The 25,926-nt window shown below is 45.1% G+C and carries 22 protein-coding genes; 9 read left to right on the top strand and 13 right to left on the bottom strand.

Going from position 1 to position 25,926, the window contains the following annotated elements:
* Positions 1-57: 57 nt before the first annotated feature.
* Positions 58-744: a GTP cyclohydrolase I FolE gene (gene folE / locus ACHUFN_RS11205; RefSeq protein ID WP_394222464.1), complete on the bottom strand. Its 687-nt coding sequence runs from the start codon at positions 742-744 to the stop codon at positions 58-60.
* A 160-nt stretch (positions 745-904) separates the two neighbouring features.
* Here folE and folM point away from each other — a divergent pair, with 160 nt between their 5' ends.
* The 3 genes from folM (at position 905) to ACHUFN_RS11190 (ending at position 3,704) form a co-directional block, all read left to right on the top strand.
* Positions 905-1,612, top strand: coding sequence for a dihydromonapterin reductase (gene folM / locus ACHUFN_RS11200; RefSeq protein ID WP_394222463.1), 708 nt, complete (start codon positions 905-907; stop codon positions 1,610-1,612).
* Between the two features lie 147 nt (positions 1,613-1,759).
* A complete protein-coding gene (locus ACHUFN_RS11195) occupies positions 1,760-2,824 on the top strand; it encodes an agmatine deiminase family protein (protein WP_394222462.1) in 1,065 nt (354 codons plus the stop codon).
* Positions 2,811-3,704, top strand: coding sequence for a carbon-nitrogen hydrolase (locus ACHUFN_RS11190; RefSeq protein ID WP_394222461.1), 894 nt, complete (start codon positions 2,811-2,813; stop codon positions 3,702-3,704). Before ACHUFN_RS11195 ends, ACHUFN_RS11190 begins: the two co-directional genes overlap by 14 nt.
* A gap of 96 nt (positions 3,705-3,800) precedes the next feature.
* On the opposite strand, the gene pdeM is transcribed toward ACHUFN_RS11190, so the two are convergent.
* Both pdeM and ACHUFN_RS11180 read right to left on the bottom strand, forming a co-directional pair.
* Positions 3,801-4,505, bottom strand: coding sequence for a ligase-associated DNA damage response endonuclease PdeM (pdeM, locus tag ACHUFN_RS11185; protein WP_394222460.1), 705 nt, complete (start codon positions 4,503-4,505; stop codon positions 3,801-3,803).
* A 181-nt stretch (positions 4,506-4,686) separates the two neighbouring features.
* Positions 4,687-7,179 carry a ligase-associated DNA damage response DEXH box helicase gene (locus tag ACHUFN_RS11180; RefSeq protein ID WP_394222459.1) on the bottom strand — a complete coding sequence of 831 codons (2,493 nt, stop codon included), beginning with the start codon at positions 7,177-7,179 and terminating at the stop codon, positions 4,687-4,689.
* A gap of 278 nt (positions 7,180-7,457) precedes the next feature.
* On the opposite strand from ACHUFN_RS11180, the gene ACHUFN_RS11175 reads away from it, so the two are divergent.
* The 3 genes from ACHUFN_RS11175 (at position 7,458) to ACHUFN_RS11165 (ending at position 11,219) form a co-directional block, all read left to right on the top strand.
* Positions 7,458-8,387 (top strand): hypothetical protein, encoded by a 930-nt coding sequence (locus tag ACHUFN_RS11175; RefSeq protein WP_394222458.1) that lies wholly within the window; start codon positions 7,458-7,460, stop codon positions 8,385-8,387.
* A 157-nt stretch (positions 8,388-8,544) separates the two neighbouring features.
* Positions 8,545-9,552: a ligase-associated DNA damage response exonuclease gene (locus ACHUFN_RS11170; RefSeq protein ID WP_394222457.1), complete on the top strand. Its 1,008-nt coding sequence runs from the start codon at positions 8,545-8,547 to the stop codon at positions 9,550-9,552.
* A gap of 26 nt (positions 9,553-9,578) precedes the next feature.
* The gene (locus ACHUFN_RS11165; RefSeq protein ID WP_394222456.1) at positions 9,579-11,219 is read left to right on the top strand and encodes a cisplatin damage response ATP-dependent DNA ligase; all 1,641 of its coding nucleotides are present in this window, start codon (positions 9,579-9,581) and stop codon (positions 11,217-11,219) included.
* Between the two features lie 77 nt (positions 11,220-11,296).
* Here ACHUFN_RS11165 and ACHUFN_RS11160 read toward each other — a convergent pair whose 3' ends face one another.
* Positions 11,297-12,265 (bottom strand): carbohydrate kinase family protein, encoded by a 969-nt coding sequence (locus ACHUFN_RS11160; protein WP_394222455.1) that lies wholly within the window; start codon positions 12,263-12,265, stop codon positions 11,297-11,299.
* A gap of 272 nt (positions 12,266-12,537) precedes the next feature.
* On the opposite strand from ACHUFN_RS11160, the gene ACHUFN_RS11155 reads away from it, so the two are divergent.
* Positions 12,538-13,710, top strand: a complete 1,173-nt coding sequence (locus ACHUFN_RS11155) for an ROK family transcriptional regulator (protein ID WP_394222454.1) — start codon at positions 12,538-12,540, stop codon at positions 13,708-13,710.
* Positions 13,711-13,754: 44 nt separating this feature from the next.
* On the opposite strand, the gene ACHUFN_RS11150 is transcribed toward ACHUFN_RS11155, so the two are convergent.
* The gene (locus ACHUFN_RS11150) at positions 13,755-14,546 is read right to left on the bottom strand and encodes a hypothetical protein (RefSeq protein ID WP_394222453.1); all 792 of its coding nucleotides are present in this window, start codon (positions 14,544-14,546) and stop codon (positions 13,755-13,757) included.
* A 125-nt stretch (positions 14,547-14,671) separates the two neighbouring features.
* Here ACHUFN_RS11150 and ACHUFN_RS11145 point away from each other — a divergent pair, with 125 nt between their 5' ends.
* Positions 14,672-15,571: a LysR family transcriptional regulator gene (locus tag ACHUFN_RS11145; protein ID WP_394222452.1), complete on the top strand. Its 900-nt coding sequence runs from the start codon at positions 14,672-14,674 to the stop codon at positions 15,569-15,571.
* A 6-nt stretch (positions 15,572-15,577) separates the two neighbouring features.
* Here ACHUFN_RS11145 and ACHUFN_RS11140 read toward each other — a convergent pair whose 3' ends face one another.
* The 6 genes from ACHUFN_RS11140 to ubiG form a co-directional block, all read right to left on the bottom strand.
* Positions 15,578-17,557: an alpha/beta hydrolase family protein gene (locus ACHUFN_RS11140; protein WP_394222451.1), complete on the bottom strand. Its 1,980-nt coding sequence runs from the start codon at positions 17,555-17,557 to the stop codon at positions 15,578-15,580.
* Positions 17,558-17,659: 102 nt separating this feature from the next.
* Positions 17,660-18,319 carry a glutathione S-transferase family protein gene (locus ACHUFN_RS11135; protein WP_394222450.1) on the bottom strand — a complete coding sequence of 220 codons (660 nt, stop codon included), beginning with the start codon at positions 18,317-18,319 and terminating at the stop codon, positions 17,660-17,662.
* Entirely contained in the window at positions 18,319-18,927 is a 609-nt protein-coding gene (locus ACHUFN_RS11130) for a glutathione S-transferase family protein (RefSeq protein WP_394222449.1), read from the bottom strand. The genes ACHUFN_RS11135 and ACHUFN_RS11130 overlap by 1 nt, the downstream gene beginning before the upstream one ends.
* A gap of 136 nt (positions 18,928-19,063) precedes the next feature.
* Positions 19,064-20,041, bottom strand: coding sequence for a lipase secretion chaperone (locus ACHUFN_RS11125; protein ID WP_394222448.1), 978 nt, complete (start codon positions 20,039-20,041; stop codon positions 19,064-19,066).
* Complete coding sequence (locus tag ACHUFN_RS11120; RefSeq protein WP_394222492.1) at positions 20,041-20,940, bottom strand: esterase/lipase family protein; 900 nt, start codon at positions 20,938-20,940, stop codon at positions 20,041-20,043. Before ACHUFN_RS11120 ends, ACHUFN_RS11125 begins: the two co-directional genes overlap by 1 nt.
* 369 nt (positions 20,941-21,309) lie before the next feature.
* Positions 21,310-22,062 (bottom strand): bifunctional 2-polyprenyl-6-hydroxyphenol methylase/3-demethylubiquinol 3-O-methyltransferase UbiG, encoded by a 753-nt coding sequence (gene ubiG, locus ACHUFN_RS11115; protein ID WP_394222447.1) that lies wholly within the window; start codon positions 22,060-22,062, stop codon positions 21,310-21,312.
* A 178-nt stretch (positions 22,063-22,240) separates the two neighbouring features.
* On the opposite strand from ubiG, the gene ACHUFN_RS11110 reads away from it, so the two are divergent.
* Entirely contained in the window at positions 22,241-22,600 is a 360-nt protein-coding gene (locus ACHUFN_RS11110) for a DUF2237 family protein (protein ID WP_394222446.1), read from the top strand.
* 168 nt (positions 22,601-22,768) lie between these two features.
* On the opposite strand, the gene ACHUFN_RS11105 is transcribed toward ACHUFN_RS11110, so the two are convergent.
* Positions 22,769-24,202, bottom strand: coding sequence for an aldehyde dehydrogenase family protein (locus ACHUFN_RS11105; RefSeq protein WP_394222444.1), 1,434 nt, complete (start codon positions 24,200-24,202; stop codon positions 22,769-22,771).
* 31 nt (positions 24,203-24,233) lie between these two features.
* Positions 24,234-25,874, bottom strand: a complete 1,641-nt coding sequence (locus tag ACHUFN_RS11100) for an acetolactate synthase large subunit (RefSeq protein WP_394222443.1) — start codon at positions 25,872-25,874, stop codon at positions 24,234-24,236.
* Positions 25,875-25,926: the final 52 nt, after the last annotated feature.

Genomic DNA, 25,926 nt, shown 5'->3' with positions numbered 1-25,926 from the left:
GACACAAAAAAGCCGCTAATGAGCGGCTTTTGTATAATAAGTTGTAGATATTCATTTCTACTGACTAAAGAACTCTCGTTTCAATTCACTATCTGTAAGAAAGCGACCACCTAGTGCAGACGTTTTCGTGTACGAGTTTGTATCGCGAATACCTCTGGCTTTTACGCAGTAATGCGTAGCGTTGATACTTACGGCTACGTCGTCGGTGTTGGTTAGCGTTTGTAACGCCACCAGCACTTGTTGCGTTAAGCGCTCTTGTACTTGAGGGCGTTGCGCAAAGAAGCCTACCAAACGATTTATTTTGGAAAGCCCAATAACGGTATCTTTAGGAATATAAGATACTGTTGCTGTACCATCGATAGTAACAAAATGATGTTCGCAAGTGCTTGTAAGGCTTATGTTAGATACCTGAACAGGCTGATCTATCTGCATCTTGTTTTCTATTGCAGTTATCTTGGGAAACTTCATATAGTCCAACCCACCGAAAATCTCGTTCACATACATTTTCGCGATTCGAGACGGTGTGTCGCACAGGCTGTCGTCAGATAAATCAAGGCCAAGCGTGTCCATAACATCACGCATAGCACTTTCAATTCGTTTGCGCTTTTGATCGTCAGAAAGTCCATTAACAACCATTGGGGTTTCTAACCCTTTGGCTTCTAATGCTTCTCGTACACGTTGAGCTGGCTCTGATATAGAGGGGTCTAGTGCGTCGCGCACAATTACCGCTTCTTTTGCTAACATTACTTTATCCGTTGTTACTTCTTTTTTGATCTTCTACGCGCATCAACGCGTTACAGATCGATTACTTGGCAACATGACTTTTATTTAATGTCATTGCTACCTAACGTGCACTTAGCACAATATAGTTAACCTATTACCTTTCACAAAGAAGGACATTATCTTGAAGTCACCTGTATTAATAACAGGCGCAAGTCAACGTCTTGGCCTAGCCATGGCCGATAGTTTACTTGAGCAAGGTCATCACGTTGTCGTGACATATCGTACACCTCGCTCTAGTATTACAATGCTTAAGGATAAAGGCGCTACAGTTTTAAAAGCGGATTTTAGCACCGAGGCGGCTATTGATCGAGCAATTGATGAGATTAAGGCAATCAATAAAACCTATCGAGCCGTTATTCACAATGCATCAGACTGGGCGCAAGAAAAAGACAATAGTGATAAACACAGCTTAATTGAGCGCATGATGATGATTCATGCCGTTGCGCCTTATCGCATTAATTTAGCGCTTGAATCTGCACTTTGTAATTACGAAGGGCAAGCCGACATTATTCACATGACCGATTACGTTCAGGAGACGGGAAGTGAAAAACATATGGCATATGCGGCAAGTAAAGCAGCACTTCACAATCTCACGCTCTCGTTTGCAAAGAAACTTGCTCCAAACGTAAAGGTGAATAGTATCGCGCCGGCGTTACTTATGTTCAACCAGGGCGACGACGATATATATAAACAAAAGGCTCGTAAAAAGTCATTACTTGAAACCGTGCCAGGGGCGCAAGAGGCGGTTAAAGCCATGAATTACTTGCTTGAAAGTGACTATATGACGGGGCAAACCCTGCATTTAAACGGTGGACGACACCTCAAATAGCAAGTTCTTTTGTCTTTGTTAAAAAGCCGCACTCTGATGGCTTAAAGTAATCGTTACCGCCAATTAATTTCATCGCCATATGCCTTGGTCTCGCGCTGAGGCATCGCTATAATTCGAACTTTATTTGTCGTTAATTGGAACAATACTATGCATGGCAACCGCATTATGGCGCCTGAATGGCATGACGTTGATGCTGTTATGTTGGCATGGCCGCATGCACAAACCGATTGGGCTCCTTGGCTAGAAGAAGCCAGAACCACCTATTTAAACGTGATTGCTGCGGTAAATCGAAACGGCGCTGGCGTTATTTTGTTGTGTGCGCCTGAAGATGTAGACGGCTTAACATCGCGACTGCCTGAAAACGTACGAGTGCTAATCGTTCCCGCGTCTTACAACGACACATGGATGCGTGATTATGGCTTCATTACCTGTAAAGACAAAGATGGTAATGGCTCACCAGTAGAATTTCGGTTTAACGGTTGGGGCAATAAGTTTAACGCGAGCCAAGATAACCTTGCTAATCAGCGTTACTTGGCCGCTATGTGCAAATCGGTACTTCGCAGTAGCCCTATTGTTGCTGAAGGCGGCGCATTAGAAATTGATGAGACCGGTCATTTACTTAGCACTGCACAATGTCTGCTGAACCCAGAGCGCAATAGCGACATGACCTTAGGTGCTTATGAAGATGCCTTTAAAGACATGTTGGGCTGTAGCAAAGTAACCATTTTGCAGCATGGTCATTTAGAAGGTGACGACACTGACGGCCACATCGATACGCTTGTGCGTTTTACACCGAACAAAGGGCTAGTCATTCAAGCGTGTAATAACCGCCCTAACGACAGTCACTTTGAAGGGTTAAAGGCGCTTTGTGATGAATGTGCACTTGAATTACCTGAACATGAGCAGTTTCATTTGCCACTGCCGCACATTGAAAATGAAGAAGGCGACCGTTTGCCAGCTTCGTACGCCAATTACTTAATTTGTAACAAGGCTATCTTACTGCCCGTTTACGGTGAAGAAGAAGACGCGTTGGCTATAGAAACGGTTCAAAAAGCACACCCTCAGCATATTGTTGAACCAATTGACTGTAGTGTACTCGTAAGACAATACGGCAGCTTGCATTGCATTTCCATGCAAGTACCCACAAATACGTTGAAAGACTCGATTATCACCACCTTAAAGAAAGGAGTGTCATTACATGCGCCCAGCTAAGCTAAAAGTTGGTCTGGTACAACAGGCCGTTGCCGATAATGATAAGGCAACGAACTGGAATAAAAGTGCCGAGCAAATTGCCAAATTAGCGGCTGAAGGCTGCGAATGTATTCTGCTTCAAGAATTGCACAGCACCTTATATTTTTGCCAGCAAGAAGATACTGATGCCTTCGATTTGGCCGAGCCAATTCCTGGCCCAGCGACAGACTTTTTTGGCGAACTAGCCGAAAAGCACAACATCGTGTTGGTGACGTCGCTTTTTGAAAAGCGTGGCTCAGGTTTGTATCACAATACCGCTGTAGTATTCGACCGCAGTAAAGAAATTGCCGGCAAATACCGTAAAATGCATATTCCTGACGACCCTGGCTTTTACGAAAAATTTTACTTCACACCGGGCGATATGGGCTTCACACCTATTGAAACCAGCGTGGGTAAACTTGGTGTATTGGTTTGTTGGGATCAGTGGTATCCAGAGGCTGCCCGCTTAATGGCGATGGCGGGAGCAGATTTACTGTTCTACCCTACCGCAATTGGCTGGGACTTAACCGACACTGAAGAAGAACGTAGCCGTCAGCACGGAGCATGGGAAACTATTCAGCGCTCCCACGCTGTCGCAAACTCTGTACCTGTTATTGTGGCAAACCGCACTGGCTTTGAAGCCTCTCCTGTTGAAGGTGACCCAGGCATTCAGTTTTGGGGGCAAAGCTTTGTGGCAGGCCCGCAAGGTGAAATCTTGGCAAAAGCAGATGCCGACGGTGAGACTACCCTATCGGTTGAGCTAGACATGGAGCGCACCGAGCAAGTGAAGCGTATTTGGCCTTACTTCCGTGACCGCCGCATAGACGCTTACGACGAGCTAACCAAACGCTGGCGCGACTAACCCATAAAAATGGGGTTAAAAATGGGGTCAGAGTACTTTTTTTTGCACTAGTGCACTTTCGCAAAATGTACTCTGACCCCAATTTATTTGATAGTTTTACACTTTAAAGATGATGTTGTCGTAAAGCATAAATACCTGCCGCGAACGCTTGGGTAGCAGTGCGCACATTACATCTTCGTCAATATTTAGGCCACCGGTAAACTGTCCGAAGGCTGGCATAACAAAAAGTGACGCATTATTGGTAAAGCACTTTCCGGCATAGCGGCGTCTAGAAATTGTGGTGCGCTTTTTGGGGTGGTAGTGACCAATCACCTGTGCGCGCTCTTCGCTTTTCTCAGGCTCGTGTCTAAACACCATGTTGTCGAGCACTACCTCAAAGCACGGCGTACCTGGAATACCTTCGGGTAAATCGGGGTCGTGATTACCTTCAACCCACATCCACTCATCCACTTTATCAACTAACCTGCAAAGGTGCAGACTGTCTTCTTGCGTCATGCGCGACATACTGTGCTTATCATGGAAACTATCGCCCAAGCTTATCACTCGCGCAGGCTGATAATCATCAATGATGTTTTCTAAACGCTTCAGCGTAGCGGTAGAGTCTAGACTTGGCAGAGGGTTCGCATAACTGCGTAGATAGCTGCCTTTTTCTAAGTGAAGATCAGAAACAATTAACCAATCACATGCAGGTAAATACGCTACACCACGGGCGTCTAACAACCACAGGTAATCTGCGTATTTTGTAATGGTGATATGGCGCTGGCTAACTTTTTCAGTAAGCCATGTATCGCTTATTGCCAAATTATCCTCTTGTTCTTTTCGGTTGTGAGTTCACTGGCTGTTAGAGAACCATAGATTGTGATATTTCAATGCTTTTAAAATGCTGAGTACTGACTACTGAGTTAACGGTTAGCTCTCAATATTGATTGGGCTGTACTAAGCCACTACCTATCAAGCACGCACTTTAATAGCTCCGCCAAATTTACTTTACGGCAGACCCCGACAGCAGTGCGCGAACTTCATCAAGCATGGTTTCAGCTTCAGCATAAAGGTTCGCTTGTTCAATAATAGCCTGCGCTCCTGCGCCTTTCACTTGCTCGCTTCGTACATCAAGCACGATAGGAATAGCCATGGGCGACGGCTTTTCAAGGTTAACAAGCGTAGCCGAATCTACATAACGGATGAGTAAGTTAGCTAGCCGTCTTAAGTCTAATAGCTCACGTTCAGCGTCAGCCCGAGCCACTTTTAACAAAATGTGGTCACGGTCATGCTCACGCAAGGTGTCGTAAATAAGGTCGGTAGAAAACGTCACCTGTTTCATGGTTTTTTGGCTAGCGTGATAGCGCTGTTCTGTCAGACCGCTCACGACCGCGACTTGCCTAAATGAACGCTTAAGCATAGGCGCTTGTAACATCCAATCTTCAAGTTCGTCTCCTAAAATATCAGGCTGGAAAAGCTGCTGTAGCTGCGCTTGGGAAATAGTATTTACCGAGGCTACCGACAATCCATAGTCGGTCACGCTAAAGCTTAACGGTTTAATCCCCATCTTCTCCATTCTTCGGGTTAACAACATGCCCAATGTCTGGTTCGCTTTTCTGCCATCGAAGGTATAGTACAAGGTATAAAACGCCTGCCGGAACGGAAACTGCTCCACGAGCACATGATCGGGTTTAGGCAGCTGTGAAAATGCTTGCTGAAGCTTGAGCCACTCTTGAACTTGCGAAGGCAACGCTTTCCAAGTTTTTTGTGAGGCAAGGATAGCCCTAACACCTTCAGCTAAGTAGGTTGAAAGCGGCATCTGCCCACCCGCATAGCTGGGTATTTTCGGCTCTTTCGCTTTTGCTGGCTTTGCGTGCAGCTGCATGTCGCGAATAGCTTCAAAACGCAATACTTCTCCAGCAAAGTAAAAGGTATCTCCCGGCGTTAATTGTTGAGCGAAATACTCTTCCACTTCACCAATAATCTTGCCCTGATTTCCTCTTCGAATACGCTTTACTTTCAGCCTTCCTGCCTCAACGATAGTACCAATGTTTTGTCTATGACGCTGAATAACCCGCCTATTTGCAGGCGAAAATAGCCCATCGTCACTAATGCTTAGACGCTGATAACGCTCGTAAGCATTAAGTGCACTGCCACCGTCTTGGGTAAACTGCCATAACTTATTAAAGTCACTTCTATCTAAGCCTTGGTAGGGCGTTGCTGTCAGTATCTCGCGATAAATATTATCTGGGCTGTCTGCTTTGCTACATAAGCAGTTTAAAATAAATTGAGGAACAATATCTAAAGCCCCAGGTTGAGGGCTTTCACCGTCTAATTCACCTTTATTGATGGCAGTTATTGCCGCTTGGCACTCCAATGCCTCAAATCGGTTTGCTGGCACCAGTAGTGCTTCACTGGGCTCATCTAGCCTATGGTTTGCTCGGCCTATGCGTTGCAATAAACGGCTCACGCCTTTTGGTGCGCCAACCTGAATGACTTTGTCTACATCTCCCCAGTCAATGCCCAGTTCTAACGCAGAGGTACATACAATTGCCCTTAGCATTCCACTTGCCATCATAGCTTCTGTTTTGCGGCGCTGCTCTTTACTTAAGCTGCCGTGATAAAGGGCAATAGGCAATGCCGCTTTATTCGCTTCCCAAAGCATTTGAAATAGAAGCTCTGACTGCGCGCGGGTGTTAACAAAAACCAAGGTGGTTTTCGCTTTTTCAATGGCGTGGTAGATATCGTCAATGGCATAGCGAGCCATAAACCCGCCAAAAGGCATACGGGCTTTCGAGTGCAGCATTTCAACTTTCGGTTTTTCGCCCGCTTTTACTTTAACAATATTCGCTTCACCGTCACTGCCAGCAAGCCATGCGCCCAAAGTTTCAGGAAACGCCACGGTGGCAGACAAACCAATGCGTTTGCAGATGGGCGAAAGCATGCTTAAACGGGCCAAAGCTAACGATAAAAAATCGCCTCGCTTATTGGCCATAAGGCTGTGAGTCTCGTCTATGATCACGCGCTTTAGCTTGCCAAATAACTTATCTGCATCAGCGTAGCTTAACATCAGCATCAGTGATTCTGGGGTGGTGAGCAGTATGTTGGGCGGCTTTTTACGCTGGCGCTGACGTTTGTGAGATGGCGTATCCCCGGTTCTTGTCTCGGCAGTAATTGGCAACCCCATTTCTTCTATTGGCTGTAGAAGGTTGCGATGAATATCCTGCGTTAATGCCTTAAGAGGTGAAATGTAAAGGGTATGAAGGCCAGTAAACCCGCCCTTTTTTTCTGTTCCTGAGTCACTATTCGCACTCAGCTCGCTAAGCTCTACAAGGCTAGGCAAGAAACCTGACAGCGTTTTACCCGCCCCTGTCGGCGCAATCAGTAACGTACAGCTGTGTTGGTCTTTTTCTACCAACATGGTGTGCTGATAGTCGCGCAGTTGCCAGCCCTTTAGCTCAAACCACTTAGCAAAGACCGAAGGAAGTGAAGTCATTTACCGTTCTTGTTGAAACTTTTAGCGTTTATACGGCAAAGCCATGGTTAGGTTTACAAAAGGCCCGTATGAAGTGCTGTGAAGGAAGATGTACCCGCGTAGTTTTTATGAAAAGAACAAATCAGACGAGGTGAATTACAGTTGCTCACCTAATACTAATTTACTAAGAACGTTGAATGCTTACTGACATTTACTTTTAAAAATTATGTCTATACTCAAAGCAATGTAAATCCAAATTGCTTGGAAATTCTTTAGGCAATACACGGGGTTTTGACACTTTGAAAAGAAGCTTCTTCCTAACGCTATTTTCTAAAATAACGACACTCGCTATTTTGACATTTTTAGTCGACGATGCCAGTGCCCTCACGCCATTTACTAAGACAAATCTCAATGCTGAAGCAATTAAAATAGTCAAAAGAAGCGAACTAGACTACCAATCACATGCATACTATTCCCAGCTTCTTGAACTCGCGTTAAGTAAAGCCAGTGGAGACCGCGAATCCTTCGCGTTAGTAGAGACTGAAGGAAACTTAGTTCAAGAGCGCGTGTTGAGGGAGTTAAGCCAGGGAGGGGAAATCGACGTATTCTGGACTGTGACATCTAAACTTCGCGAACAGCAAGCGATACCCGTAAGAGTTCCTTTGTTAAATGGCATTATGGGTTATCGCGTCTCTTTAATTCGCCAAGCCTCACTTGCAACCTTTAATAACATTCGCATTGGTCAACAGTTTAAGCGCCTCGTAGGGGGCCAAGGGCACGATTGGCCAGACTTTAAAATTCTAGAGCACAATGGGTTTCTTACATTAGGTACGAGCAACTACGACGTTATTATTGAGCTATTGAAAGTGGGACGAGTTGACTACTTTCCTCGCGCTTTACACGAAGCTGTCGTAGAGGCGGAGGCATTGAACAACAAAGCGATAATCATTGAGCCGAAATTTATAATGTACTACCCATCTTATATTTTCTTTTTTGTCTCTACATCCAAACCCGAACTAGCCCAGCGGATTGAAAAAGGCCTTCGAATCGCCAAACAAGACGGTAGTTTTGATTTGCTATTTGAAAGGTACATGGATTTCGATCGAATTAGCAATTATTTAAACCTATCCAACAGAGAGTTGATCATGCTTCATAATCCTCTGCTCTCTGAAGAAACACTCAATATACAATATTCAGAAATATTGGAACGGCTGCTACATAAGAAGTAACAATAGCCTTTGCCATTGCTGGTAGAGTGGAAATAGCTAGAAAGAGCGTGCTGAAACGCATATTGAGCAACATCCTTATCATAGCAAAAAGAAGTAAGTGGTCGCTTTTAGTAGGTAAATACGTAGTAGCACTATTATTGAATTGAAAGTAAGAGTAATGGCGCACCCATCAACGTGGCTAAAAGCTGACGATACAGGCCTTTATTGCGAACCGGGCGAATTCTATATTGACCCCATGAATGAAGTTGCTACGGCGCTGGTGACCCATGGTCATGCAGACCATGCGCGAGCCGGGCATCAACATGTTTATGCCAGTGCAGAAACGCTTGCCATCATGCAAACTCGCTACGGAAATGATATGGCGACGCATCAGCATCAGGTTGTCATTGGCGAGCCGTTAACATTCAATGATGTTACCGTTACCTTCTACCCTGCTGGGCACATTTTAGGCTCTACGCAAATCTTAATTGAATATGGCGGCTATAAAGTTGTGGTGTCTGGCGATTACAAACGCCGCCACGACCCTACTTGCCCCCCTTTTAAAATAGTGCCGTGCGACGTACTTATTACTGAAGCCACCTTCGGTCTACCCGTTTTTAAACATCCGCCCATTGAGCACGAGATTGACAAGCTACTTCATTCACTTCGGGTGTTTCCCGAGCGCTGTCATTTGGTTGGCGCATACGCGCTAGGTAAATGTCAACGCGTCATACTTGCATTACGCGAAGCAGGTTACAGCAAACCAATTTATTTGCATGGTGCACAGCTTAAACTTTGCGAGCTGTATCAGCGGCTAGGTATAGACTTAGGCAACCTTATTCCCGTTGCCGACGTTGCCGATAAAAAGTCGCTAGCTGGTGAAATTGTTATTGCACCGCCTTCAGCGCTGGCCGATAGGTGGTCGCGTAGCTTGCCAAACGTACGCCCCGTTATGGCATCTGGCTGGATGCAAATTCGCGCCCGAGCCAAACAGAGAAACGCCGAGCTGCCCCTAATCATTTCTGATCATTGTGATTGGCCTGAACTACTTCAAACGATAAAAGAAGTAAACCCAAAAGAAGTATGGGTAACCCACGGCAGAGAAGATGCCTTAATGTACCAAGCAGAAAAAATGGGCTTTAAAGCAAGAGCGTTGTCACTCGTAGGTTATGAAGAGGATGACTAGTTACTTCATAAGAGGGAATCAATAGTATGGAGGCATTTAGCCACCTGTTAGAGCAGCTGTACTATACCGCAGGTACAAAAGCCAAAGCGCAGCTTATCGCCGACTATATCGCGAACACGCCAGACCCAGACCGAGGTTGGGCGATTGCGGCTATGTCTGGCACTTTGCGCTTTGATTTTTTCAAGCGCAATACCGTGAAAAAGCTGATCACTGACCACACCGACCCTGCATTATTTTCTATGAGTTACGATTATGTGGGTGAAGTAAGCGAAACAGTTGCACACCTTTGGCCTTACAGCGAACCCGCACAGACGCTTCCCAGCCTTACGGAAATTGTGGAAACCTTTGCGTCGGTGAGCAAGCAAAAAGTATCGGAAACACTGGCCAATTACCTCACTATTATGACACCTGCTCAGCGCTGGGCTTTACTTAAGCTGGGAACACGAGGCTTGCGCATTGGCGTATCGGCCCGCTCAATTAAACAAATTCTGGCCGACTATGGCAATAAAGACATCAAAGAAATCGAAAAGCTGTGGCACGCGGTAACACCGCCTTATGTCGACATGCTCAGCTGGCTAGAAGGAACTGCTGAAAAACCAGATATCGAGAATGCGGTAACGTTTCATCCGGTTATGCTGTCGCACCCGATCGAAGATAGCGATATCGAGTCATTTAGCAGTAACGAATGGCAAATTGAAAACAAATACGACGGCATTCGTGTTCAGCTTGCACTAAACACCCAGGATGAAGATGTTGCTGAAAAATCGCTATTCTCTCGCACAGGTGACGATATTAGTCACTCATTTCCTGACTTGCTGGAATCGGTAGAAGGCAACATGGTGCTTGATGGCGAATTGTTGGTTATTCACAATGTGGCTAGCACGAGTGAAAGCACTGAAACAGCAGCAATCTCACACAAAAGCACACCGAATGTAGATACGTTTAATGCCCTTCAACAACGGCTGAATAAGAAAAAACCCAGTAAGGCACTGCAGGCTTCTTTGCCTGTAGGCTTAATTGTTTACGATGCACTCGTGCTTGAAGGTGAAAACTTAACGGAAAAAACGCTTGAGGAACGTCGCAGTAAACTCATCGCATGGTTCAGTCGTCATTCCCTTGGGCGCCTGTTTTTATCCGAAACGCTCTTTGCCTCATCACCTGAGAGCCTGCGCGCGCTGCATAAAACGGTGTGTCAAAATAGGGCGGTAGAAGGGTTGATGATTAAACGCCTAAACAGCAAATATGTACCGGGCAGGCCGAAAGGCCAATGGTTTAAATGGAAACGCGACCCGCTTGTAGTAGATGCCGTGATGATGTACGCACAACGAGGGCACGGCAAGCGCTCGAGCTTTTATTCCGACTACACATTTGGGGCATGGGAAGACAATCAACTGCTTCCTATTGGAAAAGCATATTCTGGGTTTACCGACGAAGAATTGAAGAAATTAGACAACTGGGTAAGACGCAATGCAATTGGCCGCTTTGGGCCTGTAAGAGAAGTAAAAAAAGAGTTGGTGCTTGAAGTCGCTTTCGATGCCGTACACCCTTCATCTCGGCACAAATCTGGTGTGGCACTGCGCTTTCCGCGTATTCACCGTATTCGCTGGGACAAACCAGCGAACCAGGCAGACACTCTCGAAAACGTTAAAAACTTAATAGAAAGCTAGCTCATGTTAAAGCTGAGCAATACCAGTCCGCATAGGTAAGCAAGCCCAGCGTCTTTAAACGAGGCGGGCATACTTCGCTATTGGTTTAGATCGGCATGTGTTGGCAGCGCACTAAATGCACCATATTGCGTAACGGTATGAGCGCCACAGCGAATGGCAAACGCTGTCGCTTCGCGCACATTGTCGGCATTATTTATCCAAGCGTTAAACTTGTCTGCGTTTTTAACGGCTGTTGAAAGAAAATAAAGGAAACCACCAATAAACGCGTCTCCTGCTGCGGTAGTGTCTACAACTTTCACTTTTGGTGACGTTAGCGTGCCTTCGAACGATTGAGTGACGTATTGAACCGGGCCGCCGCCATCAGTCACCAATACAATCTTAACACCGGCACTTAACCACTCCTGTATTTTCGCATCTGCATGCTCTTCGCCGTAAAGCGCATTCAGCTCCTCGCGACTTGCTTTTAAAACTGCGACACGCTTAGCTGCCTCATCTATTCGCGAAGGTGCATTTGCGGTGTCATCCCAAAACGCTGGGCGATAATTAATATCTAAACAAACTACGGCTCCGTTTTCTCTAGCCTTCTCTAAAATAAACATTGTGCCTGAAAGAAGGTCGGACTCAGACAAAGAGCCAGAACAAAAGTGAAGGGCAGAATCACTAGTAAACGAGATAGACGATAAGTCTTGCTGAGAAATGTGTTTATGAGCGGCATTGTCCACATAGAAGTCAAAAGAACGTTCGCCATCTTCATCTAAGTTTACAAAGGCTAACGCAGTATTTGCGTGAGGTGCGGTCCATACAAAATCAGTATTTACTTGGTAATGCGCAAGCATAGATTTCAGAAACGCTCCAAAGGTGTCGCCACCCACTTTAGATACCATAGCGCTATCGCCACCAAGTTGTGCAACAGCCACTGCAACGTTAGCAGGCGCACCACCAGCAAAAGGCTGGAAGGGTTTCATAGCTGGCATGTCGCCATCGTTAGGCATAGCACCTTGGCTCAACATATCAATAAGTACTTCACCTAAACATAGAATTTTCATAGCTGCCTCGCCTAACTAAGTTAAAAGATTGCGGTTTACACAGGTACACAACATTGTCGATAAATAAAATATCACCTGATTGATAGTAGTATTGTTTAAAGCACACATTAAATCAACTTAATTGATTTAATGTGTGCTTAGCGCTTTTTTCAAGGCTTACCATGCACTACAATCACAAAACCCTGCTTGCGCACAACGCCTCTTCTCAGATTTGCTACACAACGGGCATGTGATTACACTCAAGCTTCTGATAACCAAGAACTGACATTGCTTTGAATACTGAATTGGCCCATGCGTTGCCTTCTAAAGAGTCACCTACCTTGCTTGATAATCGCTCGGCAAATGAACGCGATATTCTTTCGCTTATTCGACAACACACTGCTCTACCCAAAGCCGAGATAGCGAAGCTAACTCGCTTATCAGCCCAATCCGCAACGGTAATAATCAATAAATTAGAAGCGGACGGTTTAGTAAAAAGGCTCACACCGATTAGAGGCGGTGCTGGCCAGCCAAAGGTGCCCTTTGGCCTAAATGAAAACGGCGCATTAAGTGTGGGCCTTAAGGTGGGGCGTCGCGGTTTCGATATGACCCTTATTGACTTAGCAGGTACTGTGCGTAACGCCGTACACGAAAAGTGCGCCTACCCTACCGTAACGAATTTACTCGCTTTTACGCAGCATGCCTTTACTCACCTAGTGGAGGGCTTAAGTAACGCGCAACAACAGCGCATAAGAGGGCTAGGTGTAGCAATGCCATTTGAAATATGGGGCTGGGCCGAAGAAGCCGGCGCGCCTTTAGAAGAACTCGAAAAGTGGAAAGCATTCAACCCCAAGCACACGTTTGGGCACCTGCTTAATCTTCCTGTATTTATGATAAACGATGGCGGTGCTGCCTGTAGCGGAGAAATGTGCTTTGGTAACACAAATGGCTACAACAGCTTTCTTTACTTATTTGTAGGGACGTTTTTAGGTGGCGGCCTTGTGATTAATAACCAATTGATTAATGGCAAGTCGGGCAACGCGGGGGCTGTTGGCTCGCTTCCCTTTTTTAACGGCAGCGTGCAGACGCAGTTAATTGAGCAATCTTCACTTTATCTGTTGGAGCGAAAGCTAAATGAAGCTGGGCTTGATGGAAAACAAATCTATGCATCACCCTCTCACTGGCTCTTTGATGAGCAACTCGTATTAGACTGGGTTAATGATACAGCTAAAGGCCTCGCATTTGCAGTACACTGCGCATCATGTCTACTCGACTTAGAGGGCGTGATTATAGACGGTGCAATACCACAGAAAACTAAACGCTTGCTAGTTGATAAAACGCTAAATGCGTTAACGCATTTAGACGGGCGAGGCATGGCCCCCGTAAGTGTGAGTGAAGGGCATGTTGGCGAAAAAGCGCAGTCTATCGGCAGTGCAAACTTGCCGCTTCAAGCCAACTATTATTAATTGCACTTGAAACGGCCGTATTTTTTTGTGCGCTTTTTGAAGCGTTATTGGGCGAAATCCTGCGTTTCGAAATAGACAAGATTGTGCGAGTCGCAATGAGTAAACTGGGCTTCAAGCGCCTGTGCGCTGGGCACAGCGTCTGCGTTCTTGCCCGTTTCTACACTTTCACAACCTTTTGCTATCACTAACGCATCAAATGACGGTCGCTCGGCAATGTGATGAATGAACAGGTGCGCATTTTCTAGCGCAATTTTATCCCATTGTTGGCTAGTGTTGATTTCAATGTACCCCGAGTCTTCATTTGATGGCTTGTACTGTTTAGCAAGGTGCCGCTTAAAACGCTGCTTTTTGAAAACGAAGGCGTCGTCATGCAACCATTTGCTTCCGCCTCGTTCGAAATGCCCTTTAAAAAATTGCGTTGCAACAGAAAAAGACTCGCCATCCACTAGCTTATTGAGATCAAACTGGGCTGGAAGCAAGGTCACCGTGTTTTTATGAAACGACGCGCCAGCATGATTGGAGGTTAAAAATTCAATCAAGGCATCGTTGTGTAAGCTCTCTACTTCATAAACAAGTTGGTAGTCGTGGGGTGAGTAGTATAGCGGTAGATGACTTGCAAAAAGCGCTTCGCCATCGGTAAACAGCACCATACCGTGCAGGCCTACGCGGCTGTGCGAAGTATGAGACAGACCGCTGTGCGCAACTGTATTGCCGCTATCGGCACTACCCGTGTCACTTTGCGTAATCGTGTTATCTGCGTGAGTTGTGCTTACTTCCGGCGCAGCGCTGATGGCGAACGCACTTAAACTAAACAAAACGAGAAAAGCGAACTTCATTAATTTTACCGTTTGTACTTACAAAAATAACCTCATCAATATTGGCATTTAAACCACCTACTTTTAAGCTACAATTAATAATCAATCATTTCCATTTAAGAAACAATAAAGCCTGCGGCCGACTTATGGACATTGAAGACGTAAGAAAATTTCTTGTGGTTGCAAAGTATGAAAATTTGCACCTTGCCTCGCAACACCTAGCGCTCACCACAGGCGCGTTATCGAAGGTGATAAAGCGCCTTGAAAACAAGCTTCAAACCCAGCTTTTTGATCGCGTTGGCAGGCACATACACCTAAACTTGCACGGTGAGAAATTTCAAACATATGCTACGCATATCGTTTACGAGGCTGACCAAGCAATCAGTGAGTTTAGAGGCGCTGCGGCACTGTCTAACGTATCTATTGCAGGGCCATCACTGCTGCTTAAGCGCTATTTACCATTGTTGTTACAGCAATTTAAAAACTCGAACTTTCATTTTCAAACTGATGCATGCTGGGAAGGGAAGGCACTTGAGAATGTCAGTAAAGGTCATAGCGATTTAGCTATCGTAACCTCGTTCGCTATGAGTGAACACGACACTAATGAAACACTCAACAGCATGCGGTTGGGCAAAACGAAGTATGTAGTTGTTGCCGCAGAAGCTCATCCTTTGTTTAACGCGTTTCCTACAGGAAAAGTCACAATCAACGCGCTTAAAACGTATGGGTTTGCATGCCCTGATGTATCGCCGTTTTGCGGAATTAAAAGAGGCGTGGGGTCAGATGGTTGGAGAGATAATGAAGCGCCACGCACTATCCGTTATAGGTGCAATGACTTCAGCACCCTTTTGGCGATTGTGGAAAGCGGGCTGGCGCTTGCTTATGTGCCTGACTTCGTGGCAACGAAATATAACCTTAAACCAATACAGGTCACAGACTACAAGGTTGAATACGAAGAAGCCTTTGAGCTTGTCTACAAACCCAGCATCGCATTTGGATGGCTTAATAGGTTTGTAGACGAGCTTGCCCGCTCTATTTCAAATTAGTACGCTCTACTTCAAGTTTGTACTGAGGAAGTCTAAAAGACCTTGATACAATTCTTGTCTATTACCTTCGTCATACACACCGTGACCCGCTTGGGAGTATTGTAGATATACAGGTGCATTTCTAAGACTGGTTAGTTTCTCAGATAGCGCTTCGGCGTTAATTTCTGGAACACGGCGGTCTTTTGAGCCATGTATAAGCATTACGTTTGCTTTAATTTCATCTGCATGGTTGATAGGTGAAAATTCGGCAAGCGCGGCTGGGTCAGAGCCAATCACTTTCTCAAGGTACGATTCACCGCCCCAAATTGTTGGAATATCACTTTCTGAGTGCATGTAGTTCAAATCGTAAATACCAACATAACCAACCGTGCATTGATACAGCTCGGGCTCTCTTACGGCTGCCATTAGGGCCGCATATCCACCGTAACTAGCGCCGTATGCACATACGCGATTACCGTCAACATAGCCTTGCTCAATCGACCATTTAACCGCGTCGTTCACGTCTTTGATCATTGCGCCGCCCCACTCGCGGTATCCCAATCTTTCAAAACGTTTGCCGTATCCGTCACTTCCTCTGAAATTCACGCGAAGCACAGCGTAACCGCGGTTAGCTAGCAACTGCGTTTCAGCATCGTAATCCCAGAAGTCTCGTGTTCCAGCCTGATGAGGTCCGCCGTGAATAACCACCACAAGCGGTGGCTTTTGTTCTGCCGATTTACCTGGCGGTAACGTGATGTAACCGTGAACCTGCTCACCGTCTTGTGTTGGAACGACGATAGGCTGCATTTTTACAAGCGTTCGAGGGTCAATCCACGAACTATTAGCCCAAATAAAGCGTGCGCCAAGCGTCTGGCTATCAAACAAATAGTACTCGCCCGGGTTCACGTCGCTAGACACATGAACAAGAAGAGTTTTCTCGTCTTTTGTTCGGCTAACTACCTTCACGGTTTGTCCTTTGAACGCATCGGTAAGCATCTTGTGAACATCACCAATTCGTGACTTTGTAGTTGCGTATACGTAGTCAGAGGTATTGGGGAAGGTTATCCCAACGGCAGGCATGCTATTTTTATCAAGTATATAATCTTCTATGTCGGTGGCGTGGTCTGAAAAAATACGTTTATATTCACCTGTTTCTAAGTTCAGTGAATAGAGTGTGTATATTTCTTCAGGGCCGTAACGACCTGATAGATATACAAATTTATTATCATCGCTTAGTCCTAGCGGGAATAGGCCTTCTACTTCTTCGAATGCTTTTTCTAGCGGTATCCACTCTGAATCATTATCTTTCCTATAAGCAGAATGCGCATTGTTATCTTCATCCATCCATGACATAAATCTAACCTCACCGCGGTTTGTAGCGAGCGCTCGGCTATGACCATGAGGTAGCACTTCAACTTTACGTTTTTTGCCAGTGAAGATATCAAGTTTGCTGATTACAGGTGCTCTTTTATGATCGTCATAATAGATGTTCCCCACTCTGCTCCATGGATATTCTGCTATAAGAATGTTTCTATCATCATCTTCTAGAAAACTTAAAATTTCTTGGCTAGCTAACTTAGAGTCTTTGGTCGAAAGGCGACTTCCGGTTCTTGCATCACTGGCGCGATATCCATACAGCAATTCTCTTTGCGAGCCATCAATATTCATGGCATACAATTCACCTGTTGGAACTGGGCTGTCTAGGTTTGTTTGCTTTTCTGCATACTCATACAAAATGCGCTCGTTACTTACCCAGTTAACGGTGTGAATAATATCTTTATTCGAAGGACGAATTCCGCCAACCACTTTCATGTCCTCTGTTTGCAGAATTGCGACTTGGATACGGCCGTCGTACTGCACTCGTGCAGCAATATGTTTTCCATCTGGGGAAAGACTGAGATTGAGGTAATCACCGTGTTTTATAAAATACTCGAGAGGTAAATGCTCGGAAGCGCGAGCAGTAAACACGGTAATGAAGAGCAAAACAGTAAAGAATAACCTGTTCATAGACATCCTTGTTTTCGTACTTTCAAAAATAAATATGTTTGTATAATTCGCGAGCGTTATACACTAAATCAGCGACAACGAAAACAGTAAATATCTAACATACTATTTTGTAACCACATTTTTTGCGCCTTTCAAAAGCGCTTCTTTATCAATTTTATTAGGAACTTCCACGCCTCGACGTGCCGCCGGCCTTGCTTCGATACTGTTTTTCCAACGAATGAGGTTGTCTAACCCTTCAATGCTAACGCCTGACCACTCGTAAGTTCTAACCCAGCACCAGTTAGCCATGTCGGCAATGCTGTATTCATCTACTAGAAACTCTCGGTTCTCCAAATGACCATCAAGCACGGTGAATAATCGGCGTACTTCATTCTGGTACCGCGCAATCGCTACGGGCATTTTTTCTTCCAAATAACGATGGAAAACATTGGCCTGCCCCATCATCGGGCCAATGCCCCCCATTTGAAACATCACCCACTGAATGACTTGGCTTTTTCGTTTTGCATCACTTGGCAGAAATAAACCCGTCTTCTCAGCCAAATAAATCATGATAGCGCCGGATTCAAAAACTATGTGCCCCTGCGCCTCTCTGTCTACAACAACAGGAATACGGCCGTTGGGATTCATTGCCAAGAACTCTGGCGTTTTCTGATCGCCGTTCATTAAATTGACGGCATGAGTTGTATACTCAAGCCCCATTTCTTCAAGCGCAACCGATGCTTTCCAACCATTAGGTGTTGCTGCTGTGTATAAGTCAATCATTAGGCTTTTGCACTCGCTCTATTACTAACTGCGTCATACCAGCGCGCTAAATTCACGTGCTCGTCTTTCATTCGAATTTTCACCACCCGCGCAAAGTCAATGGCACACAGCGCCGTTATATCAGCAATGGAAAACGCATCACCCGCAATATATTCTTTTACGCCAAGTCTGCGCTCTAAAATATTTAGGTACTTAGCGGCATTAATACCGGCCTCTTTTCCATATTCAGGGACTGGCGTCATACGGTCTTTAAAATAGCCAGTTGTATGTTGAAAGCACATGCCAATTTGCATCATGAAAGCCAACTCGACTTGGCGCTGCCACATAGAAATGGTCGCTTTTTCAATAGGTGATGTGCCCATTAGCGGCGGCTCAGGCTGCAAGGCTTCAAAGTATGTGCAAATAGCATCGGTTTCGGCAATGCAGGTGCCGTCTTCAAGCTCTAGAATAGGTATTTTCCCAAGCGGGTTTTTCGCTCGCATATCTGCGCTTAAATTCTCCCCTTTTTGTATGTCTACTTGAACGTAATCAACATCAATGCCTTTTTCAGCTAAAAAAATGCGTACTCTACGTGGGTTGGGTGCCGTTTTCGTTTCGTAAATTTTCATACTGTTTATCGCATGCCTTTTCGCACGGTTTTAATAAGAGGGTAAAACCTAGATTAGTAATAGCACTGAACGCTTTCAAATCACTCTGTATGTCGGTAGTACTATTCAGCGCTTTTATGGTTTGACCTGAAAAGACTTATTGCGCCATTAAAACCTTCAACCGTTTAACTTCATTTACCGTGAATTGTTGTAATTGATATTCGCTCAATGCGTCTTCAAATGCTTGGGGGGACAGTGCTTGTTTGGCTAAGTCGTCGTGAAAACGCTTGTAGTCTTCTACTTTCTGCTGCCATTTCGCTTGTTGTTCCCACGTTTGGGCAAAGCGATCTGCCACTTTAGTGCCAAACTCTGCGGCTATCGCGTTATAACGAGCGTTAAGACTACTATGCGTTTGCTTTATTTCATTAATACGATGCATATTCAGCGTAGGCTGGAATGCCTCACGTTCGGCCTGACTTCCCGCGTTTATCGACTCAACGATGAGGGCTTTACGCGTATCTCTAGAAAGCGTGCGCTCCTGTGCAACGGCTAATCTTGCCAATGCCGCTTCGTCAATTTGAGCCTCTTGGCTAAATAGATAGTGGTATTCGTTACTATTAAAAAAGGTTCGTCTTATCGATTCTCGCTCGTCCAGCTTATACGAAATATCTCGCAAATTATGGTTTGTAAGGTCAACGTCTAGCTCAATTGAAGACAGCGCAACTTTGTAGTCTACATATCGAGAAAATAAATCTTCTGCTATGCCAAAAGACTCCAGGGTAAATGTAGCTTTAGCATGCACACTATAAGCATCTTTAACCGATTGAGGGTTTTCTGAGGTACGTTCGAAAATAAACTGATCAAAGGTATCTTTTGTTGAATAGCTCAGCACAAAAGCTGGTAAATTACTTTCCTCTTCCGCTGGCTGAGCACGTTTAATGTTGCCTTTTTTCTCTTTATTTTCTGTTAGCTTAATCAAAGAACGTTCACTTTGCTTAACATCAGCATAGCTTTGATTGTCTTTTGTGCTTTCTTCTGCTTTACCGAAATACGCATACAAGGTAACGCTTAATACAAGGAGGGTGCTAAGCCCTCCCAACGCCACAAACTTGCGGCTTGTTTTACGTTGCTTCACTAAAGCCCCAGTCCCTTAAGTCTGTTTGCTTGGCGAACAAACACATCTACCGGGTCGGTTTCAAACCAGTGGCTAATACCAAAGCTTTGATTTACTTCATCAAGGTGATTCATTTTATAGTTGTCTTTAAGCACTTTGCCTAAATGAGAACTGCACGTTGCTACAAGTCCGTCGTTTGCTTCGCTAAACGCTGTGCCTGTAATTGCTAGAAACGGGTCTACTACATCCAGTGCGTTGGTATACGTTCTGCCGCCACTCCATGAGAAGTAGTGCACGCCATTGTCAGCGACCATTTTGCCATCGTTACGGCAGTATCCTGTTGGCAAGCCTTCTGGATACTTTTGGTTAAATGCGAGTGAGCCTGCAGTAGATAGAGAGTTTAGTGCAGCAATAGAATCAGTAGGCTTGTCTCTGGGGTCGGAACCAGATGCTATCTCGATGATGTTGGCAAACGCATCAACAACAATGCCTGCAGCCCCTTCCCCTACCGAATCTTCAGAGAACGCACTTCGTAATTGGTCTGCAACTTTGCTTCCCCAGTTAACGCCGCCAACCGAACTTACAGACGCCACTTTATCAGGCGCGACACTAGCAGCATATCGTGCGGTTGGGCCGCCATGGCTATGCCCGATAAGATTAACTTTTTCAGCACCAGACAATGCTAATACTTCGTCTATGTATGCTAAAAGCTGTTCGCCGCGCACTTCACTTGAGTTAGCGGGAGAAACTTCAGCGATATACACCTGCGCGCCATTGCGGCTAAGTTTATGGGGTACTTTGTAGAAGTAATCAACAAACAAAATATCTTCAAAACCGAATAGTCCGTGTACTAAAACAATAGGGTGTTTTGTTTTTGCATAGGTACTCGCAAGTACTTGGCTTGAGAAACCTAAGGTCATACTGAGTAAGGCAATAAGAGCAACAAAGGTAGTTAAACGTGTTTTCTTAAGTGGTAAATGTCGCTGCGGTGTAATTTTATTATGTGTGCGTCTTTGTTGAATAAGCTTAGTTAGATTCATCGTGTGTGTCCCATAATTATGGTTATATGTGGTCTGTGGTCAGACCTTTGTTATAATTATGTGAACACAATGTAAAGATCAAGCTTACTGCACAAATTTTAACAACGCGAACTCAAGCAATTGTCAGTTTTTACTGCTTAGTGAGTAAGTAATACGCTTTCAATTCATACGTTTAAGCTCAAATGTTGCGTATATCATCCAATACCATTTTTCACATTCATGCGCACAATAAACTGCACCTATAGTCACTTATTTGTTTTTCGAATACGTTTGAATGAAATTAACAGCAAGACTTGATGTGGTAAGCCATTCGCCTTTAAACGGGTTTAGCTTCATTCCAATTTGATGTTTAAGTGTAAATTCGTCACCCGCCCATTCATTGAGCTCTTTGGGTTTTACAAACTTCTTCCAGTCATGCGTGCCAATTGGCAAATAGCGCATAACATATTCTGCCCCCACTATAGCAATCACATAGCTTTTAAGCGTTCGGTTCAAGGTGGCTAAAATGAGCAGGCCACCAGGTTTCACTAAGCTTGCACACTCTTTTATGAGCTGCTGCTGGTCGGGTACGTGCTCAACAACTTCTGCATTTATCACTACGTCGAACTGTCGCTCCTCTTTAACCACCTCACTTGATAGCATGTGCCTATAGTTAACGTTAACCCCACTTTTTAACGCATGGCGCTTAGCAACCTCAACACTTACTGCGCTTGCATCAATCCCGGTAACATTTGCCCCTAATTTAGCTAGTGGCTCGCTGATTAGGCCTCCACCACTGCCAATATCAATCACCGACAAGGTTGAATAGTCAGGTGGTAGATTGCCCTTTCCAAAATGGTCCTCAATTTGTGCCTTAATGACATCTAGCCTGGCTCGATTAAAGTCTAATGCGGTTTTGTATTTTCCTTTTGGATCCCACCATGATTCTGCTAACGCATCAAAACGCGCTATTTCTTCCTCCGAGAAATTACTATCTCCTGTTTTTTTACTTTTATCGAGCACGATTATTTACCTTTAAACGTAGTTACCGTATTGCATTGTAGTTGACCCTTTATGCTAAGGGTCATAAGGTTAACAGCTAAAGCCAATGGCCTTTACTGGTCATTTTCGAGGTAATGTATGTTTTCACTTTGATAAAATATATTACTAGAAAGATACGTTGTAAGAGAGGGTTCTGATTTTGGCGAATGCAAAAAATGTTTATGGTCGCCCGCTGCAGCTGTGTTGCGGCAATACGGGGTTTACGCGTGAGGGGTTTTGCTATGTTCCAGATGCAGATGTAGGTAATCACAGTGTATGTGCTGTTGTGACCGATGAATTTCTCCAATTCTCGCTGCGCCAAGGTAACGACCTTATTACTCCATGGCCTAGTATGACGTTTCCGGGCTTACTAGACGGCGATAGATGGTGTTTATGTGCAGCTCGCTGGCTTCAAGCCTATGAAGCGGGCGTTGCGCCGAAGGTCCGCTTAGAAGCAACCCATGAAAAAGCACTAGATATCATTCCTTTGTCCCTTCTAGAAGAATACGCAGCAGATTAAACAACTTTTATCTTTCAAATGAATAGGTAGAAACTGTTACCCCAGTGAACACCTTGAACAAGGTTTCTTTTTCTGGCTTACAAAAAGGGCATGTTAAAACATGCCCTAGAATCACTAACCTTCGGCAAACACAAACATTGTCGTTTTGTACTTATCTAGCCACTGCCATTACTTTTGCGGTGTTCGAATTACCATAAGCCGCGTTTCCGACATGTCTTCAATAGCATAGCGAATGCCTTCACGACCAAGCCCAGAGTCTTTTACACCGCCATACGGCATATTATCAACTCGCCAGCTAGGCACATCGCCAATGACGACGCCACCCACATCAAGTACATCCCACGCTTTATGCGCTTTGTATATATCTCGGGTGAACACTCCGGCTTGCAGGCCATAGCGACTATTATTCACTTCCTTAAGGGCGTCATCATAGTTATCGAATGGTACGAGTATAGATAAAGGTCCAAAGGCTTCTTCCGCACTTGCGTCACAGTCTTTAGGCACGTTTTCCATCACGGTTGCCTCTAGCATCGCGCCCTCTCGTGTACCGCCGCATAGAATGGTTGCACCTCTGTCTTTCGCTTCTTCAATCCATCCTTGAAGACGCTCAGCCTCACCTTCTGAAATCATCGGCCCGATAAACGTATCTTCATCAGAAGGGTCACCAGACACTAGCGCCTTAACTTTTTCTACATAGCGAGACTTAAACTCATCGTATATTTTGCGATGCACTAAAAGACGCTGAACACTAATACAGCTTTGACCCGACTGATAATAAGCACCAACAATGACCCGTTCGATGGCATCTTCAATATCTGCATCTTCGTCAATGACGCACGCAGCATTTCCGCCGAGTTCTAACACGACAGGTTTTTTGCCTGCTTTAGCTTTTAGTGCCCAACCCACATCAGGCGAGCCGGTAAAGCTTAACAGTTTTAATCGCTCGTCTGTGGTGAATAGATCCGCACCGTCGCGGCTACACGGCAGAATTGAAAACGCACCTTTAGGTAAGTCTGTTTCTGCCAGTACTTCACCAATAATAAGTGCGCCAATAGGGGTACGCGACGCTGGTTTAAGCACAAATGTACAGCCAGCAGCAATGGCAGGCGCGACTTTATGGGCCGCTAAGTTGAGCGGAAAATTAAACGGTGAAATAAATGAGCAAGGGCCAATAGGTACTTTTTTCGTCATACCTTGATAACCTTTCGCTCGCGATGAAATTTCTAGGTTAACCACCTCACCGTTTATGCGAACCGATTCTTCTGCTGCAATTTTGAAAGTATCAATAAGGCGCGTAACTTCGCCCTTTGCATCTTTTATTGGCTTGCCTGCTTCAATGCATAAGGCTTGCGCTAGCTCATCAGCACGTTCGCTAAAACGCTTCACACAATGCTCTAACACGGCCTGTCGTTCGTAAGGCGCAAAGGCGGCCATTGCAGGCTGCGCTTTTTGTGCCGCGGCTATGGCTTTGTCGATGGTGTCTGCATCAGCCATTGCCACCTTGGTTGCCACATCGCCGGTGTATTTGTTTGTTACTTCCAAATCAGTATTCGCGTACTGTGGCTCGCTAGCTAAATAATAGGGGTAGCTATCCTTTAACATTATTCACTCCTTACCTTTAAAAATTGGCGGCTTAAAGCTTGGCACTCAGCGCTTTAATCGTGTGGTTTAACGTTTCGTCATTCATGCTGTAATCAACCGGGCAATCGATAATGTGCACACCTTTTGTATTCAAGCACTTATCTACCAAATGTATAAGCACATCGGTATCATCTACCCTCCATCCCTGAGCGCCGTAGCTCTGTGCATATTTCACAAAATTAGGATTTCCGTAATCTAAACCAAACTCATCAAACTTCATATTTGCTTGCTTCCACTTAATCATACCGTACGCATCGTCTCGCAGGATGATCACCACTAGGTCTAGCTTGAGCCGTACAGCGGTCTCAATTTCTTGACTGTTCATCATAAAACCACCGTCGCCACATACACTTAACACCGGGACGTCGGGGTTAACTAGCTTTGCCCCAATAGCGGAAGGAAGGCCGGCGCCCATTGTCGCTAGCGCATTGTCTAGTAACAGTGTATTTGGATGATAAGCGGGGTAATTTCTAGCAAACCAAATTTTGTAAATGCCGTTATCTAACGTAACTATGCCGTTTTCAGGCATAACTTTTCGAATATCACGCACCAGGCGCTCTGGCAAGATAGGAAACCGATTGTCATCTTCAGCTTCCGCGCGGTGCTCAACATAGGCTTTATGAACGTCTTTGTAGAAGTCTAGCTTCCAAGTATCTTGAGGAGTAATGCCTTCATTTATTTGCCATATACTATTGGCAATGTCTCCGACAACTTCTAGCTGAGGAAAATAAACAGGGTCTACTGCAGCTGAATCGAAGTTAACATGGATGACTTTCTTATCATTGTGATGCATAAAAAACGGCGGTTTTTCAACAACGTCATGACCTACGTTAATAATAAGGTCGGCTCGCTCTATTGCTCTGTGAACAAAATCGCCATCTGACAATGCCGTATTCCCTGCAAAGCGAGGATCACTTTCATTTAATACGCCCTTACCCATTTGCGTTGTGACAAAAGGAATACAGGTTTTATCAACAAACTCCCTTAACATTTTCGCGGTTAGCTTTCGATTAGCGCCTGCGCCAATAAGCAGCAATGGTGATTGCGCTTCTTCAATCACACTGATAGCCGCGTTAATGGCTTTATATTCCGCAATGGGGCGTCGAGCCAGACTGGGCGTTATGATTTTGGCACTGGTTTCTTCTGCTGCAATGTCTTCTGGCAACTCGATATGTACTGCACCCGGGCGTTCTTCATGCGCCAAACGAAACGCTTCACGCACTGTTGAAGGAATTCTGTCTCCACTTACAATTTGATTAGTAAACTTAGTGATGGGCCGCATCATATCCACGATATCGATAACCTGAAAACGACCTTGTTTACTAGTTTTGATAGGCTTTTGCCCGGTTATCATGAGCATTGGCATAGCGCCTAGCTGGGCGTAAGCGGCAGGCGTAACTAAGTTTGTTGCCCCAGGTCCAAGCGTGGAAAGACACACGCCTACTTTGCCGGTAAGCCTGCCATAGGTGGCAGCCATAAAACCCGCCCCTTGTTCGTGACGGGTAAGCACGAGCTTTATTGAAGATTCTCGCAACGACTCTAAAAGGTCGAGGTTTTCTTCGCCGGGAATGCCAAAAACGTATTCTACGCCTTCTGCTTCCAACGCTTTCACAAATAAGTCAGACGCTTTCATGTACTGCACGCTCCTTGTAGAGAGGTATTTCTATGGGTTTAGTAATTTGCTA

The sequence above is a fragment of the Alteromonas gracilis genome (genome assembly GCF_043642145.1).
Taxonomy (GTDB): domain Bacteria; phylum Pseudomonadota; class Gammaproteobacteria; order Enterobacterales; family Alteromonadaceae; genus Alteromonas; species Alteromonas gracilis_B.
This window is presented reverse-complemented; position numbering and strand designations above follow the sequence as displayed.

What these genes read in the sequence shown, in the direction of transcription:
- ACHUFN_RS11170 (WP_394222457.1), top strand. Translation starts at nt 8,545, where the DNA reads ATGGCGCACCCATCAACGTGGCTAAAAGCTGACGATACAGGCCTTTAT.
- ACHUFN_RS11105 (WP_394222444.1), bottom strand. Translation starts at nt 24,202, where the DNA reads ATGTTAAAGGATAGCTACCCCTATTATTTAGCTAGCGAGCCACAGTAC.
- ACHUFN_RS11190 (WP_394222461.1), top strand. Translation starts at nt 2,811, where the DNA reads ATGCGCCCAGCTAAGCTAAAAGTTGGTCTGGTACAACAGGCCGTTGCC.
- ACHUFN_RS11165 (WP_394222456.1), top strand. Translation starts at nt 9,579, where the DNA reads ATGGAGGCATTTAGCCACCTGTTAGAGCAGCTGTACTATACCGCAGGT.
- ACHUFN_RS11130 (WP_394222449.1), bottom strand. Translation starts at nt 18,927, where the DNA reads ATGAAAATTTACGAAACGAAAACGGCACCCAACCCACGTAGAGTACGC.
- ACHUFN_RS11120 (WP_394222492.1), bottom strand. Translation starts at nt 20,940, where the DNA reads ATGACCTTAGGTTTCTCAAGCCAAGTACTTGCGAGTACCTATGCAAAA.
- ACHUFN_RS11195 (WP_394222462.1), top strand. Translation starts at nt 1,760, where the DNA reads ATGCATGGCAACCGCATTATGGCGCCTGAATGGCATGACGTTGATGCT.
- ACHUFN_RS11150 (WP_394222453.1), bottom strand. Translation starts at nt 14,546, where the DNA reads ATGAAGTTCGCTTTTCTCGTTTTGTTTAGTTTAAGTGCGTTCGCCATC.
- ACHUFN_RS11180 (WP_394222459.1), bottom strand. Translation starts at nt 7,179, where the DNA reads ATGACTTCACTTCCTTCGGTCTTTGCTAAGTGGTTTGAGCTAAAGGGC.
- ACHUFN_RS11100 (WP_394222443.1), bottom strand. Translation starts at nt 25,874, where the DNA reads ATGAAAGCGTCTGACTTATTTGTGAAAGCGTTGGAAGCAGAAGGCGTA.
- ACHUFN_RS11160 (WP_394222455.1), bottom strand. Translation starts at nt 12,265, where the DNA reads ATGAAAATTCTATGTTTAGGTGAAGTACTTATTGATATGTTGAGCCAA.
- ACHUFN_RS11145 (WP_394222452.1), top strand. Translation starts at nt 14,672, where the DNA reads ATGGACATTGAAGACGTAAGAAAATTTCTTGTGGTTGCAAAGTATGAA.
- folE (WP_394222464.1), bottom strand. Translation starts at nt 744, where the DNA reads ATGTTAGCAAAAGAAGCGGTAATTGTGCGCGACGCACTAGACCCCTCT.
- ACHUFN_RS11140 (WP_394222451.1), bottom strand. Translation starts at nt 17,557, where the DNA reads ATGAACAGGTTATTCTTTACTGTTTTGCTCTTCATTACCGTGTTTACT.
- ACHUFN_RS11135 (WP_394222450.1), bottom strand. Translation starts at nt 18,319, where the DNA reads ATGATTGACTTATACACAGCAGCAACACCTAATGGTTGGAAAGCATCG.